The sequence below is a fragment of the Psychromonas sp. SA13A genome, assembly GCF_011378715.1.
In the GTDB taxonomy this organism is placed as follows: Bacteria; Pseudomonadota; Gammaproteobacteria; order Enterobacterales; family Psychromonadaceae; genus Psychromonas.
On sequence record NZ_WTKU01000001.1, the window covers coordinates 132,630 to 148,523 of the forward strand.

Here is a 15,894-nt window from a genome sequence, read left to right on the forward strand (position 1 = left end):
ATTAAGCTTGCTCCTCACCTAAATAAACTTCACGTACTGCTTTATTTGCTTGGATTTCATCCATCGAACCTTCCGCTAATACAGTCCCTTGATGCAACACTGTTACTTTACGTGCAATGGACCTAACAAAAGCCATGTCATGTTCAACCACCACTACCGAATGCTTACCAGCTAATGACGTTAATAACTCAGCGGTACGCTCTGTTTCCTGCGTAGTCATGCCTGCAACGGGTTCATCAACTAACAATAAACGCGGTTCAGCGGCTAGTAACATACCAATTTCTAACCATTGTTTTTGGCCATGTGATAAACGGCCAGCGGGATAGTGCTGCTCGGCAGTTAAACCGATGGTTTGTAAGACTTCATCTATTTTGTCTTTTTGCTCGCCACTCAATTTATGAAACAGCGCAGTCCAAATACCTTTATCACCAGACAAACTTAACTCAATATTTTCAAACACACTCAATGCTTCAAATACCGTTGGTTTCTGAAACTTACGCCCGATACCCGCACGTGCAATTTCAGATTCATCAAGCTCTAATAAATCAATTTGTTGCCCAAAACTAACTTTACCTTGGTCTGGACGTGTTTTACCGGTGATCACATCCATTAATGTTGTTTTACCGGCACCATTGGCACCAATTAAACAACGTAATTCACCATCGCCAATATAAAGATTCAAGTCATTTAATGCTTTAAAACCGTCAAAACTCACACTGACATCTTCCACGTATAAAATCATACCGTGGCGTGTATCTGGTTTTAAATTATCAACGGATGACAGCGGTGAACCGTGTTTATCTACAATCATTATTTATTCTCCGCTGTTAATATTGAATCGTCAGCACTTTTGTTAGTACTTGTGTTAGCGCTCCCGTCTGAGCTGTTAGGTTTGTTGTCTGTGGATGGTGGATCTATTTTATCCATTAAGTTAGTCACTAACCCTGCAAGGCCTTTAGGTAATAATAAGGTGACTAATACAAACAAACCACCTAATCCAAATAACCAAGCTTCTGGCATGATCGCAGTGAAACGTGTTTTGGCATAACTCACCACAATCGCCCCAACTAACGCACCATATAATGTGCCTCGACCACCAATCGCTACCCAAATAACAATTTCAATGGAGTTTAATGGTGAGAACTCACCGGGATTAATAATGCCCACTTGCGGCACATAAAGCGCACCAGCTACGCCGGCTAACATTGCCGATACCACGAAGATCCACACTTTATAGTGTTGTGGTTTGTAACCCACAAAACGCACGCGGTCTTCTGCATCTCGAATAGCAGTGACGACACGGCCCATTTTTGAATTAACAATAAAATGACTGATTGCATAACCAATGGCTAACATGACTGCCGTCGCTACGAATAAAGCCAGCTTGGTATTTGGAGACTGCAATGAGAAGCCAAAGATTTCTTTAAAATCCGTTAAACCATTGTTACCACCAAACCCCATTTCATTGCGGAAGAAAGATAATAACAGCGCATAGGTCATCGCCTGGGTCATAATTGATAAGTACACGCCGCTTACACGTGAACGGAATGCTAACGTACCAAAAATGTAAGCTAATAATCCAGGGCCAGCAAACACTAATAAGATCATCACTAAGGCATTATCAGATCCCGCCCAATACCAAGGTAATTCAGTCCAGTTCAAGAACACCATAAAATCGGGTAGTTCTGGGTTACCGTAAACACCTCGGTCACCAATCTGACGCATTAAGTACATGCCCATTGCGTAACCACCTAGCGCAAAGAATGCACCGTGGCCTAAGCTTAAAATACCGCAATATCCCCATACCAAATCGACGGCTAAAGCCAGTAAAGCATAACAAAGGTACTTACCTAATAAGCTCACAGTGTAATCGCTCACATGCAGCAGCGAACCCTCGGCAAACATTAAGTTACAAACAGTGACATACAAGGTTGAGACAAATAAGATCGCAATAACAAAATGCAAACTACTCATTTTTTTGGTTATGTTGTTCACGCTAGGTGAATTAAGTAAAGTTTTCATTATTCTGCAGCTCTCCCTTTTTGCGGAAACAGTCCTTTAGGTCGTTTTTGAATAAACAACACTAAACTGACTAGCACAATAATATTGGCTAATACAGGTCCCATTGATGGCTCTAATATTTTGTTAAATGTTCCCATGGTCATCGCGGCAACTAGCGTACCCCATAAATTGCCCACACCACCAAATACCACCACTAGGAATGAATCGATGATATAAGCCTGTCCTAAGTTCGGTCCAACATTGGTTAACTGACTTAATGCAACACCTGCAACACCCGCGATACCTGAACCTAACCCGAAGGTAATGGCATCTACCCATGAGCTTTTAACACTCAAGGCTCTGGCCATATCTCGGTTTTGAGAAACGGCACGAACGTGTAAACCTAATGAAGAGTTTTTCAAAATCATTAACAATGAGAAGAACACCATTAATGCAAATAAGATGATGTATAAACGGTTATAGGTAAGCGACAGAATCGGGTTAATCTCTAACGAACCACTCATCCACTGCGGCGCTTCAACTTGGCGATTAAGCGGAGAGAAAACACTACGCACTAACTGTTGTAAGATTAAGCTGATACCAAAGGTAGCCAATAAAGTTTCTAACGGACGACCTTTTAAGAAACGGATCACACCACGTTCAATTAACACCCCAACAAAACCAGACACAAGGAATGCGGCAGGCACGGCCATTAATAAAGAGTATTCAATTAAATTGGGGAAAGTTTGTTGGATAACATAAGTGGTATAAGCACCTAGCATCATCATTTCACCGTGCGCCATATTGATCACGCCCATCACACCAAAGGTGATAGCAAGACCAATCGCCGCGAGTAATAATACTGAGCCAAGGCTTAATCCGAAGAACAGATTTTCCGCTAAGCTAAATACACTTGCTTGCTGCTCAATACTGTCTATTGCATTGCTTAAGACCGTTTTTAACTCTTTTGTTTCTGCATCAGCTGCATTACTTGGTAACGAACCTAATTGCTTAACTAATGCGTTTTTAACGGTAGGCTCTAGCCGATTAGAGAGTTGTTTAGCAGCAGATAATTTCTCCGCTATTGACCCAGTTTGTAATTGTTCAATTAATAAAATGACCGACATTAACTCGCGAGCATCTTCATCTTTCTCTGCTTTAATTAATTTATTGACGGCAACCAGGCCGGCTTGGTTAGGATTATCTAATAGCTGTTTCAAAGCCGCGATACGGATATCTGTATCAGTGTTTGTTAAATCTAGGTTGGCTAATAAATCACGAATTTGGCCACGTAAACGGTTATTGGTTCTGACTTTCTTAATCGCTGATTTTTTAACTGCTGGCAATGCTTCAGCGCTTAATACATCGGTTAACTGATATTGCTTTTGTTCATTTTTATAGACTGATACAACACGCTTATTGGTTTTAAGGTAATACAGGTCCCCATCCATCAATGGTTGTAAAATAGCACGTACTTGTGGTGCAGACGTCGCCGCGATTTGTTCAATCAATGGCGCCATTTTATTTAATTTGGTATTTGGTAGTTGCTCTACTAACAGCGGAAGAGCTGATTGTTGTGTTTCACTAACAGCGGCTGAGGCGTTGAATGACATAACAAAGAAAAGTAACAGGGGAAATAGACGCAACATGGGCTGTTCCTTAATATTGGTTTTTTAGTTCATAAAATGGGAGAACGGTGCCTCCCATTAAGTTGTTCTGTACGTTAATTAATGCATTAGAACGTTATGACTAAAACTTTTGACCAGAACATTTTGCAGTCGTTACATCAAAGTTGCCGCATTTGATTGGAGCAGTCCAATCAGATACTAGGTTTTTAGAGCTTGGTAGGAAGTCTGACCATGCATCACCAATTACGGTATCAGGCGTTTCCCAAACTACTTCAAACTGACCATCTTCTTGGATTTCACCAATTAATACTGGCTTAGATAAATGATGGTTAGCGTTCATCACCGCAATACCACCGGTTAAGTTAGGTACAGCAATACCAATCATTGCTTGTTCAACAGCATCAACATCAGTAGTACCGGCTTTCTCAACAGCCTTAACCCACATTTTAAAACCAATATAAGTTGCTTCCATTGGATCATTTGTTACACGCTTGTCATCACCAATGTATTTTTTCCATTGTGCAATAAACGCTTCATTTTCTTCTGTCTCAACACTTTGGAAGTAGTTCCAAGCAGCTAAGTGACCCACTAACGGTTTTGCATCAAAGCCAGACAGTTCTTCTTCACCTACAGAGAAAGCAATAACAGGAATATCTTCAGCAGAAATACCTTGGTTACCTAACTCTTTGTAAAATGGAATGTTTGCGTCACCGTTTACTGTAGAAATAACAGCTGTTTGCTTACCTTCAGAACCAAAACGTTTCACATCAGCAACAATGTTTTGCCAATCTGAATGACCAAATGGCGTGTAGTTAATCATGATATCTTCAGACTTAACGCCCTGTGCCATTAAGTATGCTTCTAAGATTTTATTGGTTGTACGTGGGTAAACGTAATCCGTACCTAACAATATAAAACGCTTCGCGCCAATATCATTAATCAGGTAATCAACCGCTGGAATCGCTTGTTGGTTTGGCGCAGCACCGGTATAGAATACGTTTTTAGATGACTCTTCACCTTCGTACTGAACGGGATAGAACATCAAACCGTTAAGCTCTTCAAGCACTGGTAATACTGATTTACGAGAAACCGAAGTCCAACTACCAAAAATAACATCTACTTTATCTTTTGCTAATAACTCACGACCTTTCTCTGCAAATAATGGCCAGTTTGACGCAGGGTCAACTACCACAGGCTCAAGTTGTTTACCTAATAAACCGCCCTTTGCATTTTGGTCTTCAATCATCATCAACACAGTGTCTTTTAGTGTGGTTTCACTAATCGCCATGGTGCCAGATAAAGAATGTAAAACACCGACTTTGATATTGTCAGCCGCGTAAGCAAAGTTAGTCATTAACCCCGTTGCAACAATCGAACTTGCAACAATTAGTTTTTTCAGTTTCATAGATAGTTCCTTTCCCTTTTAGTATCCAATAATCGATCTTTTTAACGGAATAAAAATCTCAATCCCAACCTATTTCAAGTGGGATAAGTATCCAGTAATTAGAGCAAGCATTAAATGCGTAAAAGCACGCAATGGACTACGCAATTATGCGCATATAATAGAAAGTACTATTGAAGTAAGCTACGCGCGCGAGATATGCTAAGAGCGAAGTAGCTATTAGTAAGGGTACGGATAGCCAATAAATAGCAAAAGAGCATGCATGCAATCAAACCAAAAAATAATTAAAGCGCGTAGAACTTACAACAAGCTTGTTGCAAATGAGATGATGGAAGACTTTGCACTGCGTTTTACTGCCAAACGAGCTAGAAAATGGTCACTAAACCGCATCTCTATGACCGCGTTAGGTATTGTTTCATTTTTGGTTTTAGAAGCAATTGGCGGCGCAATCACGCTGCAATATGGTTTTGAAAATGCCGCATGGGCGATTTTGGCGGTGACATTAGTGGTGTTTTTAACGGGTTTACCGATCAGTTATTACGCCGCCAAATATGGCGTTGATATTGACTTACTCAGCCGAGGTGCTGGCTTTGGTTATATTGGCTCCAGCATCGCCTCACTTATCTATGCCTCCTTTACTTTTATTTTCTTTGCCCTTGAAGCCGCCATTATGGCTATGGCATTAAAGATATTATTTGGCCTGCCCTTACCCGCGGGTTATATCGTTAGTACGCTATTAATCATTCCATTAGTGACCCACGGCATCACCTACATCAGCCGCTTTCAAGTATGGACATCTCCTATTTGGGTGGCATTGCAACTGCTGCCGCTGTTCTTTGTATTTACCCATAACGATACACAATTCAGCGATTGGGTAAACTTTACCGGTGAAGCAGGCGAATCAGGAGCAACCTTTAATCTCTTATTATTTGGTGGTGCTTCAGCGGTATTGTTAGCGCTGGTGGCACAAATTGGTGAACAAGTAGATTTTCTACGGTTCTTACCAGAGAAACCTAAAAAAGGTGCTTGGCGTTGGTGGCTGGCGTTGATTGCCGGTGGCCCAGGTTGGATGGTATTTGGTGCGCTTAAACTTTTTTTAGGATCTTTTTTAGCCTATTTTGCATTAAAACAAGGCATTGCACCGGATCTCGCTAGCGACCCTGCACACATGTATCAACTTGCTTATAGCTATGTCTTTGATAACCCTTCTATTAGTGTTTTTGTTGCCTGTAGCTTTGTGGTGTTATCACAACTCAAAATCAACGTCGCAAATGCTTATGCGGGATCATTAGCATGGTCGAACTTTTTTTCGCGTGTTACCCATAACCACCCGGGCCGCGTGGTGTGGATGGTATTTAATGTCGCCATTGCACTACTACTAATGGAGCTCGGCATTTACCAAACCATTGCCAGTATGTTGTCCGTGTATTCAGTCATTGTATTAGCTTGGTTAAGCTCCGTTGTTGCCGATTTAATCATTAATAAACCATTAGGGCTAAGCCCGCGCCATATCGAGTTCAAACGCTCACACCTTTATGATATTAACCCCGTTGGCGTGGGTTCAATGTTAATTGCATCGGTAGCAGGTTTTACTGCGCATATGGGTATTTATGGTGAAACAGTTGAAGCTTTAGCGTCTTTCATCGCCTGTTTTTTACCTTTTATTACTGTGCCTTTAATCGGTTGGTTAACTAAAGGGAAATACTATTTAGCGGCAAACCAACAACCTGAAATTAAAACCTTCACACAATGTCATATTTGCGAAAATAGCTTTGACCATGAAGACATCACTTTCTGCCCTGCTTATGGCAAAGCTATTTGTTCGCTCTGTTGTAGTTTAGATGTACGTTGTTCAGATCAATGCCGTCCTAACGCTACGCTTTCACAACAAGCTCATGATTTTTTCACTCGTTTCTTAAGTGCCAAAGTACTAAAAGCATTAACCACTCCTTTGATGCAATTCATCGCACTGACATTAGGGTTAAGTTTGATCGGCGCTGCTATTTTAGTCTTAGTCTATCTACAAGTGCCACTGGATGATTTACAAGTTAAACAGGTTTTTGCTAGCACTTTAGTTAAGATATTCTTCCTATTAATGATCATTATTGGCATCGTCAGTTGGTTATTTATCCTCGCTCGTGATGGCAATCAACATGCATTAAAAGAACTACGTTCACAAACTAAAGCCTTGGCCAAAGAGGTCGATGCTCACGAACAAACATCGGAAGCATTACAAAGCGCAAAAGAAGTTGCAGAATCAGCTAACGAAGCCAAAAGTCGTTACCTTGCAGCTTTGAGTCATGAACTACGTACACCGCTTAATGTGTTATTAGGTTATGCACAATTATTGATGCGCGACCAAGAATTACCACCGAAACAGCGCGAAAGTATTGCGATTGTAAGACGCAATGGTGAGCACCTTGCAGACTTAATTGAAAGCTTATTAGAGGTGTCTAAAATTGAAGCCGGCCGTGTCACTTTACAGCGTGATGAGTTTAATTTAAAAGCGATTTTGCAGCAGCTGGTGGATATGTTTCAAATGCAAGCCAGTAAAAAAGGTATTAAATTTCACTATATCGCCAGCGCTAACTTACCTGATTACGTGGCAACCGATAAGCAACGCTTTAGACAAATATTGATCAACCTGATCTCTAATGCCATTAAATATACTGAAAAAGGATCGGTAACGTTTAAGGTCACTTATCGCAGCGAAGTCGCCAACTTTAGTATTATAGATACCGGAGCGGGAATAGCTAAAAGTAACCAAGAACTGATTTTTAAACCCTTTGAACAAATTCGTAATAACCATACTCAATCTATCGGAGGAACAGGTTTAGGGCTAACTATCTCACGCTCATTAGCGGAATTAATGGGCGGTGAAATAAGTTTAAGTAGTAATGTTGGGCAAGGTTCCACCTTTTACTTCAGGTTAATGTTATTCAAACTCAACAAAGACCCTAAAGAGCCTGAACTCACCAAATCAGAAGCCGTTGGTTATAATGGTGCTAAGCAAAGCATTTTAGTGGTGGATGATAATAAAAACCAACGCCAACTGATGTTGCATTTACTCGCGCCGATTGGTTTCAATGTGTTATTAGCGGAACATGCACAACAGGGTTTTGAATTATTGCAGGAAAATGATATCGACCTAGTATTAATGGACGTACAAATGCCTGATATTAACGGCTGGCAAATGGTTAAAAGTATGCGTGAACAGCATTATCAAATGCCCGTATTAATGGTTTCAGCCAATGCACGTGATGCAGAATATAACCTTCAAGCGGAAGGTTTTCATAATGGTTATATTGCGAAGCCTCTCAATTTGGATGCATTATTAGGCAAAATTGCACAACTATTAAACTTACAATGGCAATATAAAAATACTGATAATATAACTACTGAAGACGCCAATAGCAGTAATAAACTAAGTGTCGGCGACGAACAATATAAAGCATTAATCGCACTTGCAGAGATTGGTTACCTGTCTGGGTTTAAAGATAAATTTGCACAGATAGAAGCAGAATATTACTTTCCAGAAGACAGCGCATCGCAGATACTTGAATATGTTGAAGTCTGTAACTTCCCTAAAATTATTGAATATTTAAACGAGTTAAACCATGGATCCTAAAAGCAGTGATGTTGTATTGGTTGTCGACGATTCGCCAGAATCATTAGGCATGCTCAATGTAGCGCTGAACAGTCAAGGTTATACCGCACTAGTTGCCTTAAGCGGACAACAAGCGCTGGCCATCGCAGAAAAAGTCCCGCCAGATGTGGTGTTATTAGATGCGATGATGCCTGAAATGGACGGTTTTGAAACCTGCCGCCGTTTAAAAGAGCTATTACCCAACACTCCGATTATTTTCATGACTGGATTAACCGACGTTGAAGACATCGTAAAAGGTATTGAAGCGGGTGGCGTGGATTATGTGACTAAACCTATTTCGCCCGACGAAGTGATTGTGCGTATTAAACGTCATGTTGAAACCGCAAAACTCGCATTAAGTGCGCAGGATGCATTAGACCATGCCGGTAAAACCGTTTTCTGTGTCAGTCAATTAGGCCGTTTGTCTTGGGCAACACCCCATGTGCATGAGCTGGTAGATAATATTTCTAAAGGCGACGCAAGCCCATGGGCAACCTTAGCCACTTTAATCGAAAGTTGGTTACTAGGTGACACCAGCCAAGCGTTAACCGTGGACTGTTTTTCAGAAAAAATGAGTATTGCTTACGAGCGCCAGCAGCAAGAGATGCATTTATTGCGTATTGTACAAAATAAGACGCAAAAATCAGCACAAGATTTAAAGGAAAACCTACCCATCACCAAGCGTGAATCAGAAGTGTTGTATTGGGTTTCTTACGGGAAAACCAGTTGGGAAATTTCTCAGATTTTGGAGATGAGTCCACGCACAGTAAATAAGCATTTAGAGCAGATCTATAAGAAGTTAGGGGTGGATAACCGCACATCGGCAGCAGCGATTTCGATTAGGATCCTAGAGGGATGATGCAGCAAAGGATTGCTGGTTGATCCTTTTTTCTCGTTCCCATGGTCTCCGTGGGAATTCATATTATTATTTCTTGTTTCTACGATTATTTGTGGAAATATATATGGTAATGACTTGAAAGTATTAGCTCGTCTTTGCTCATCTTGTCAGTTTGATTTTTCATCGCTTGGTGTTTCGCCCTGTCGGCGAGTTCATTTTCTTTATACGAACAAAGAAAACAGAACCAAAAGAAACGCCCATATCGTTTTTTTAATCTGAATAAAAACAGCCTTCTTAACGCACCGCTCATACGCCACGTCCGTGTGGCGAGCTGAGCTAGCAACGGCATCCATGCCTTACCTTGCTAAAGGCAGTGATTAATTCAGAAAAACTAAAATGGGAATTGACGTAGCCACATTGAACTTCCAATAATTCCACACATCCACATAATTAATATTTTATTTTCAGCTTATAGATAGCCTTAATTGTTTGATTTACTGTTGTAGTAGAGTACTGTTAAAAATATAACAAATTAATGTATTTCGTATTTTCATCGAAAATACGAAATGAATCTACTTAATTAGACTGTTAAGGCCACTATAAAATAAATATATGACTAAAGAATTAGACAAAGTTACTGCCAATATTTTGGAAGACCAAAAACGATTTCAAAAAATGTTCTCTGATGTGACAAACATTAGAAATGTTCTTGCTCACCAGATTGCACCATCAATGCAAGCGATTAAAAAAATTAACCTGCAAATGGCACCTACCTTTAAAGCAATAGATAGCCTCAATATAAAAATAGCCCCCTACGCTAAAGCAATGAAAAATATCGAGGCAAGTTTGGCTCCATTCAAAAATAATATCTTGGAAATGCAAAGTCATCTAAATCTAATCTCAGCCTTCATAAATACTAAACACCTACACAACCCAGAATTAGTTAGGCTTGCAAGCCAAGCTAGAAACATAGCTAAAATCGTTGCAGACTTTCAGCCAGAGACAATTTCAGAGGTATATGCCCAGACGGTGAAGCATTATTCAGAAACAGAAAGTGCTGACCCCATACAAGCTACGATTAGTAGTATAGAAGAAAAAATAAAATCCCCTGGAACAGTACTAAGCTTCGAATTTTATTTAAGCTTAGTACTATCAATAATCCTATTTTTAATGTCACAAAGTTCATCAGAAGAATCTGATGAACTTTTATACCAGAGGCTTGATAGGTTAGAGTTTACGCTTTTACAAAATTATAGTGCAGCTGAAAGAGAAGAAGCTGGTGCGTCGTTCTATATTGTCAAAAAAAGTGTAAACTTTCGGAGTGGCCCTTCCACCAAGCACAAAATTTTTGAAGTTCTATTCCCCAATCAAAAAGTTAAGCTTGTAGCGAAAAACTCAAGATGGATTGAAGTTGAATACTACGACCATATTGATGATTCATATAAACAAGGCTGGGTATTTAAAAAATACTTAAAACTTCTTAACCCTAAAAAACCAGCAAAGTATGAAAGGCCTTAACAAAAAAGTACAGGGTATCCAAAAGTTGATCTTAATAAGCTGAAATAGTTAACAATCAATATCGATACTCAATGTGGCTACAACTCCCCCGCCGTAGAGCTTTTCCAAGTCATTCACTTATTTTTAGTAAAGACAAACAGGATGTTTGGATTAGTTGAGGCTAGTGCATGGATGCACGTCCGAAACGGTACGTTAAAAATAATTGGATTACTTGGATCAGAAAGCGAATCGGTGACTGCTTTCTTTGCCTACTTTCTTTGCTGTTCAAAGAAAGTAGGGTCGCCGAAAGGGCGAAATACACAGCAACCATTATAAATAAAGCCTCGATAAGCATAGACGAACCAACAACACCAAAACGTTATTAAATTAACCACTATTCAAAAAAGCCAAGCTTAATACATTAACAAATGTGGCTACAACTCCCCCGCCGTTGAACTTTCCCAAGTCATTCACTTATTTTTAGTAAAGACAAACAGGATGTTTGGATTAGTTGAGGCTAGTGCATGGAGCGATTTATGCGACAGCATAGTCTTATGAGCGGACTAAGCTCTGCGTGCCCTTTGCACGTCCGAAACGGTACGTTAAAAATAATTGGATTACTTGGATCAGAAAGCGAATCGGTGACAGCTTTCTTTGGTTTTTTATAAACGTTGGTTTTTATAAACATAGCTTTCTTTGCTGTTCAAAAAGTAGAGTAGCCGACAAGGCGAAATACCCAGCAAAAATTATGAATAAGACCTCAACGAGCGCAGACAAACCAGTACCAAGCTCAAAAACTGATCAAAAAAAATGGGCTCGATGAGCCCATATGAATCAATGTTAGAAACTACGAATATTCAGCTTCTACTTGATCTGCTTTTTTAAATGCATCATGGGATGCTAACTGCTGTGCATAACGACCCAAATTACTAAAGTTGCTGATAGCACCAGTAGCGACTAAGTTCTCAACAATCATCGACATCATAATATCTGCGCCGGTTAACTGCTCATCAACTAAATACTTTTTCCCTTCTAAACATTGCTCTACGTAACTCAGTATTTTAAGCATTTCTGCATCAGCATAATCAGCTAAAAAGTTAGTTTTACAGCCATCTTTAGCAACAAATATTTTTAACAAAAGCGGTAGTATTGCCGAGCCTTCTGCAAAATGTAACCATTGTGAATATTCGACATAGGCATTAGTACCGCGCGCTGGTGCGAACTTACCTTGTCCATATTTATCAATTAAATATTCCGTAATAGCGCCTGACTCGCTGATCACTAGACCATCGTCTTCTATTACCGGTGACTTACCTAATGGATGAATATTTTTTAACTCTGGTGGAGCAAAAAATGTTTCACTATTTCGTAAATAAGGCTTTATTTGGTACTCGACACCGAGTTCTTCTAAGAGCCAAATAATACGTTTAGAGCGTGATTTATTTAAGTGGTGTAACGTGATCATAATACCTACCTATTTAATTGTTAATAACAGAAACAGCTATTTGCATCACCATAGCAATGAAAGCTATTTAATCCAATGCTTGTAATAACCAATATCAACCATCGAGTGTATTTATGGGATGTGATGTGAAAGGCATAAAAGCTCAAAAATAATTCGATTAATTTCAAGTTAGTTATACTTAATTTCAAAAAATAGCTATATTTAAGTAATTAAATGCCAATAGCTAACTTTAAATGGCTATATTTACCCCTTAATAATTACACTTAAAATAGTAACTCTTATGCCTGATATTAATATTGATTCAACTTATGGTGTGATCATCATTCAAAATCTTAAAGCGATTTATGTTGATGAAAACTATGCCAAACTTTATGGCTATGATAGCCCCGATGATTTATTAAATAGTATAGATTCGTTCTTGGATCTTATTACGCCAGAATTTCATGAACTAGCGATGCAAAATTACCTTGATATCATTGCAGGTAAAATAACTCCTCGAGGCCATACATTTCACAACATAGACCGTTATGGTAAAGAATTTACGGTATTCTCGATCGATCACCTTATTGAATATGCAGGAGAGTTAGCGCTTCAAGTGACTGTGATTGATTTGTCGATTGTTGTTGAAGCAAATAAACAAATACGTGAAAAAGATTTAATGTTTAAGCGCTTAATTATGAATTCAGGGCAAGGGATAATGGTACATCGTAATTTTAAACCCTTGATGCTAAATCAAGCTTGGGCGAATGAAATGCGTGCATCATCACTGCAACAAGCCATGGAAACTGAATCTATCTTGCAATTCATTCCTGTCGAAAAGCATGCAGAAGTAAAAGAACATTATGTTAAGACGATCAATGGCGAAGTAACAAGTAAGAGTAATATTGTTGAAAATATTTGTTTCGATGGCAGTAAACGTTTTTTTAATATTTATGACAACTTAATTGAATGGGAAGGCGAACCTGCGGTTCAAGTGGTATTAGAAGATGTTACGGATAAAGTTGAATATGAGCGAGCTTTAGCCTACCGCGCATCCCATGATCAGCTCACTGACTTATATAATCGTAGTTCGATTTATGATTGGTTAGGTACGCATTACAACACAAGTACCGATATCACTTGTATGCTCATAGATATTGATGACTTTAAAAAAGTAAATGATACCTATGGCCATCAAATGGGTGACCAGGTGATCAAAACATTGGCAGGGATCATCAAAAAAATAGTACAAAAATTTAATGGCGTTGTAGGACGATGGGGAGGCGAAGAGTTTATTGCTTTTATCCCTAACATCAGTAACCCAAAAACAGCTGAAATGGCGGAATCAATTAGGGTTGCTTTTAATCGAGTTAAATACCAACAAGATACTGTGTCATTTAATGCAAGCGTCAGCATTGGTATTAGTTCAACTTGTGAGGACGAAGCTGACCTTAGTATTGACGATCTGATTAAGTCCGCCGATAAGTATTTATACTTCGCAAAAGCGAATGGTAAGGATTGTGTCGTGAAATGTGGAAATGCTGTTTCATCAGTTTAAGTTGAAATAGGCCACATTTAGCAAGCGGTTATAGGATCTTTTTCTCCTTTTATATGGTGCTTGTGTATAAGACTTAATGTGCTGCCGTTTTTGAATATAAGTTCATAACTGCAACGCCCGCTAAAATTAACCCCATCCCAATAATTGCAGGCAAATCTGGAACCTGTTTATAAATAATCGCGCTAATAGCAGCCACTAGAATTATACCCATTCCAGCCCACACAGCATAAGCGATGCCTACTGGCACTGTTTTCAATACAAGGGACAGAAAATAAAAGGCAGCAACATAGCCGATCACACAAATCGCACTATAAAAAAGTTGGCTGAATCCATCAGATGCTTTTAATGCGAGAGTGGCAATCACTTCTGAAACAATTGCAATCGCTAAATACCAATAACCCATACCTGTCCTTTATTTTATTGTTTTGTCTTATTATTTTTTTATTGTTTTTTGTATTGATAAGACTTAATTAATTGGGTGTGGACAATAACAAGTTCAGCCACTTAATCAACTAATTAACCTATCAGCCCAGCAACAATGATAATTTTACCTGCTCATGAACCTTAAATAATCTCAGCTCCTTTGACCTATCCCCTCTTAAAGTTCGAAATCTCTGCTATTATTTTCCGGCTGAGTTATTTTATTTCAAATAACCTTTTCGGCAATAAAAATTAAACAGTAAATATCCTTGAAGATGAGCCACAATAAACATGTTAAAAACCAATCAATTTATCCGTCTCAATCACTATTTTTGTAATATTCCAACTGCCGCCTCAGGGTTGGCATTAGCGATTGCTAGCTTAGGATTATCATGGGAGCATTTTATTCCTTTACAGGGAAAAGCTCAGATCCTGGGAGCAAGTATTGCTGCTTGTATTATTACACTGTTATTGCTCAAATTTATCTTCAATCCACATCTATTTAAGCAAGACTTACAGCACCCTATTGCAGGTACGGTGATCCCAACCTTAGCAATGGCATTGATGGTTATCTCAAATAGTATTGCTTTATATGATTTACAGATAGGGCAAGTAGTCAGTTGGCTAGCGATTGTTTTACACCTTTACTTCTTGGGTTATTTTATATTCAGTCGCAGTAAGGCTTTCCAGTTTCAACAAATATTACCTAGTTGGTTTATTCCTCCGATAGGCCTAGTCCTTGCTTTAATAACCCACCCCGGCGGACTAGCACCTGCTTTTATACACTTTATATTTGGGCTGGGTTTACTTTCTTACGCGGTACTACTGCCAATCGTGCTATATCGATTATTATTTGGTAGCGTACTCACTGATAATGAAAAACCGATTATCGTGATCCTAGCGACGCCTGCAAGTTTACTCTTATTGGCATATCTTGTAACAACCAGCCAGCCCAACTACTTACTGCTCGGGTGCCTTTTTGCTTTAGCCTTGAGCATGACTCTGTATATTTACCTTGTATTTAAAAGCCTGCTACGTCTTTCCTACACGCCTGCATATTCTGCCTTCACTTTTCCATTAGTGGTTGGCGCTGTTGCATTGATGGAAGTGAGTGAATTTTTATTAGAAAAGGGTTTTGCAACACATTGGGTTAATATTACCGAGCAACTCGCTAATATCGAACTGGCGATTGCTAGTGCCATGGTGTTGTATGTAACGGTGCGATATTTACCTCATTTCTTTCAGAAAGCTTAAAAAACAATAGCACTGAGTCGTAAACGAGCACATGACAATGATTGATAGCATCGCTATTTAATAGGTTACCGTAAATGTCAGAACCGGATATTTGCAGATCTTAATCAGGAATTACATTTATTGTCAGGGTCTCGTTAATATAAAAATATTCTTTAATCAAAATATTGACTCATCTCTACCATTTTTAGAATATATTTAAATAAAAA

Annotated in this window: 12 protein-coding genes; 6 read left to right on the forward strand and 6 right to left on the reverse strand. The window is 39.1% G+C overall.

What is annotated here, in order from left to right; genetic code table 11:
- Position 1: 1 nt before the first annotated feature.
- The 4 genes from urtD to urtA form a co-directional block, all read right to left on the reverse strand.
- Positions 2–811, reverse strand: coding sequence for an urea ABC transporter ATP-binding protein UrtD (gene urtD / locus GQR44_RS00665; RefSeq protein ID WP_166368208.1), 810 nt, complete (start codon positions 809–811; stop codon positions 2–4).
- Complete coding sequence (gene urtC, locus GQR44_RS00670; protein WP_205962912.1) at positions 811–2,022, reverse strand: urea ABC transporter permease subunit UrtC; 1,212 nt, start codon at positions 2,020–2,022, stop codon at positions 811–813. Before urtC ends, urtD begins: the two co-directional genes overlap by 1 nt.
- Positions 2,022–3,650, reverse strand: a complete 1,629-nt coding sequence (urtB, locus tag GQR44_RS00675) for an urea ABC transporter permease subunit UrtB (RefSeq protein WP_166368210.1) — start codon at positions 3,648–3,650, stop codon at positions 2,022–2,024. The genes urtC and urtB overlap by 1 nt, the downstream gene beginning before the upstream one ends.
- Before the next feature lie 100 nt (positions 3,651–3,750).
- The gene (urtA, locus tag GQR44_RS00680) at positions 3,751–5,034 is read right to left on the reverse strand and encodes an urea ABC transporter substrate-binding protein (protein ID WP_166368212.1); all 1,284 of its coding nucleotides are present in this window, start codon (positions 5,032–5,034) and stop codon (positions 3,751–3,753) included.
- Positions 5,035–5,293: 259 nt separating this feature from the next.
- On the opposite strand from urtA, the gene GQR44_RS00685 reads away from it, so the two are divergent.
- The 4 genes from GQR44_RS00685 to GQR44_RS00700 all read left to right on the forward strand — a co-directional run bounded on the left by GQR44_RS00685 (position 5,294) and on the right by GQR44_RS00700 (position 11,348).
- The gene (locus tag GQR44_RS00685) at positions 5,294–8,659 is read left to right on the forward strand and encodes an ATP-binding protein (protein WP_166368214.1); all 3,366 of its coding nucleotides are present in this window, start codon (positions 5,294–5,296) and stop codon (positions 8,657–8,659) included.
- Positions 8,649–9,536 carry a response regulator transcription factor gene (locus GQR44_RS00690; protein WP_166368216.1) on the forward strand — a complete coding sequence of 296 codons (888 nt, stop codon included), beginning with the start codon at positions 8,649–8,651 and terminating at the stop codon, positions 9,534–9,536. Before GQR44_RS00685 ends, GQR44_RS00690 begins: the two co-directional genes overlap by 11 nt.
- A gap of 591 nt (positions 9,537–10,127) precedes the next feature.
- Positions 10,128–11,033: an SH3 domain-containing protein gene (locus GQR44_RS00695; protein ID WP_166368218.1), complete on the forward strand. Its 906-nt coding sequence runs from the start codon at positions 10,128–10,130 to the stop codon at positions 11,031–11,033.
- 141 nt (positions 11,034–11,174) lie between these two features.
- The gene (locus GQR44_RS00700) at positions 11,175–11,348 is read left to right on the forward strand and encodes a hypothetical protein (protein ID WP_166368220.1); all 174 of its coding nucleotides are present in this window, start codon (positions 11,175–11,177) and stop codon (positions 11,346–11,348) included.
- Positions 11,349–11,859: 511 nt separating this feature from the next.
- Here the strand turns inward: GQR44_RS00700 and GQR44_RS00705 are convergent.
- Entirely contained in the window at positions 11,860–12,477 is a 618-nt protein-coding gene (locus tag GQR44_RS00705) for a glutathione S-transferase (protein ID WP_166368222.1), read from the reverse strand.
- A 280-nt stretch (positions 12,478–12,757) separates the two neighbouring features.
- On the opposite strand from GQR44_RS00705, the gene GQR44_RS00710 reads away from it, so the two are divergent.
- Positions 12,758–14,014: a sensor domain-containing diguanylate cyclase gene (locus tag GQR44_RS00710; protein ID WP_166368224.1), complete on the forward strand. Its 1,257-nt coding sequence runs from the start codon at positions 12,758–12,760 to the stop codon at positions 14,012–14,014.
- A 73-nt stretch (positions 14,015–14,087) separates the two neighbouring features.
- On the opposite strand, the gene GQR44_RS00715 is transcribed toward GQR44_RS00710, so the two are convergent.
- Positions 14,088–14,417: a multidrug efflux SMR transporter gene (locus GQR44_RS00715; RefSeq protein WP_166368226.1), complete on the reverse strand. Its 330-nt coding sequence runs from the start codon at positions 14,415–14,417 to the stop codon at positions 14,088–14,090.
- A gap of 308 nt (positions 14,418–14,725) precedes the next feature.
- Here GQR44_RS00715 and GQR44_RS00720 point away from each other — a divergent pair, with 308 nt between their 5' ends.
- Positions 14,726–15,688, forward strand: coding sequence for a TDT family transporter (locus tag GQR44_RS00720; protein ID WP_166368228.1), 963 nt, complete (start codon positions 14,726–14,728; stop codon positions 15,686–15,688).
- The last annotated feature ends 206 nt before the right edge of the window (positions 15,689–15,894 follow it).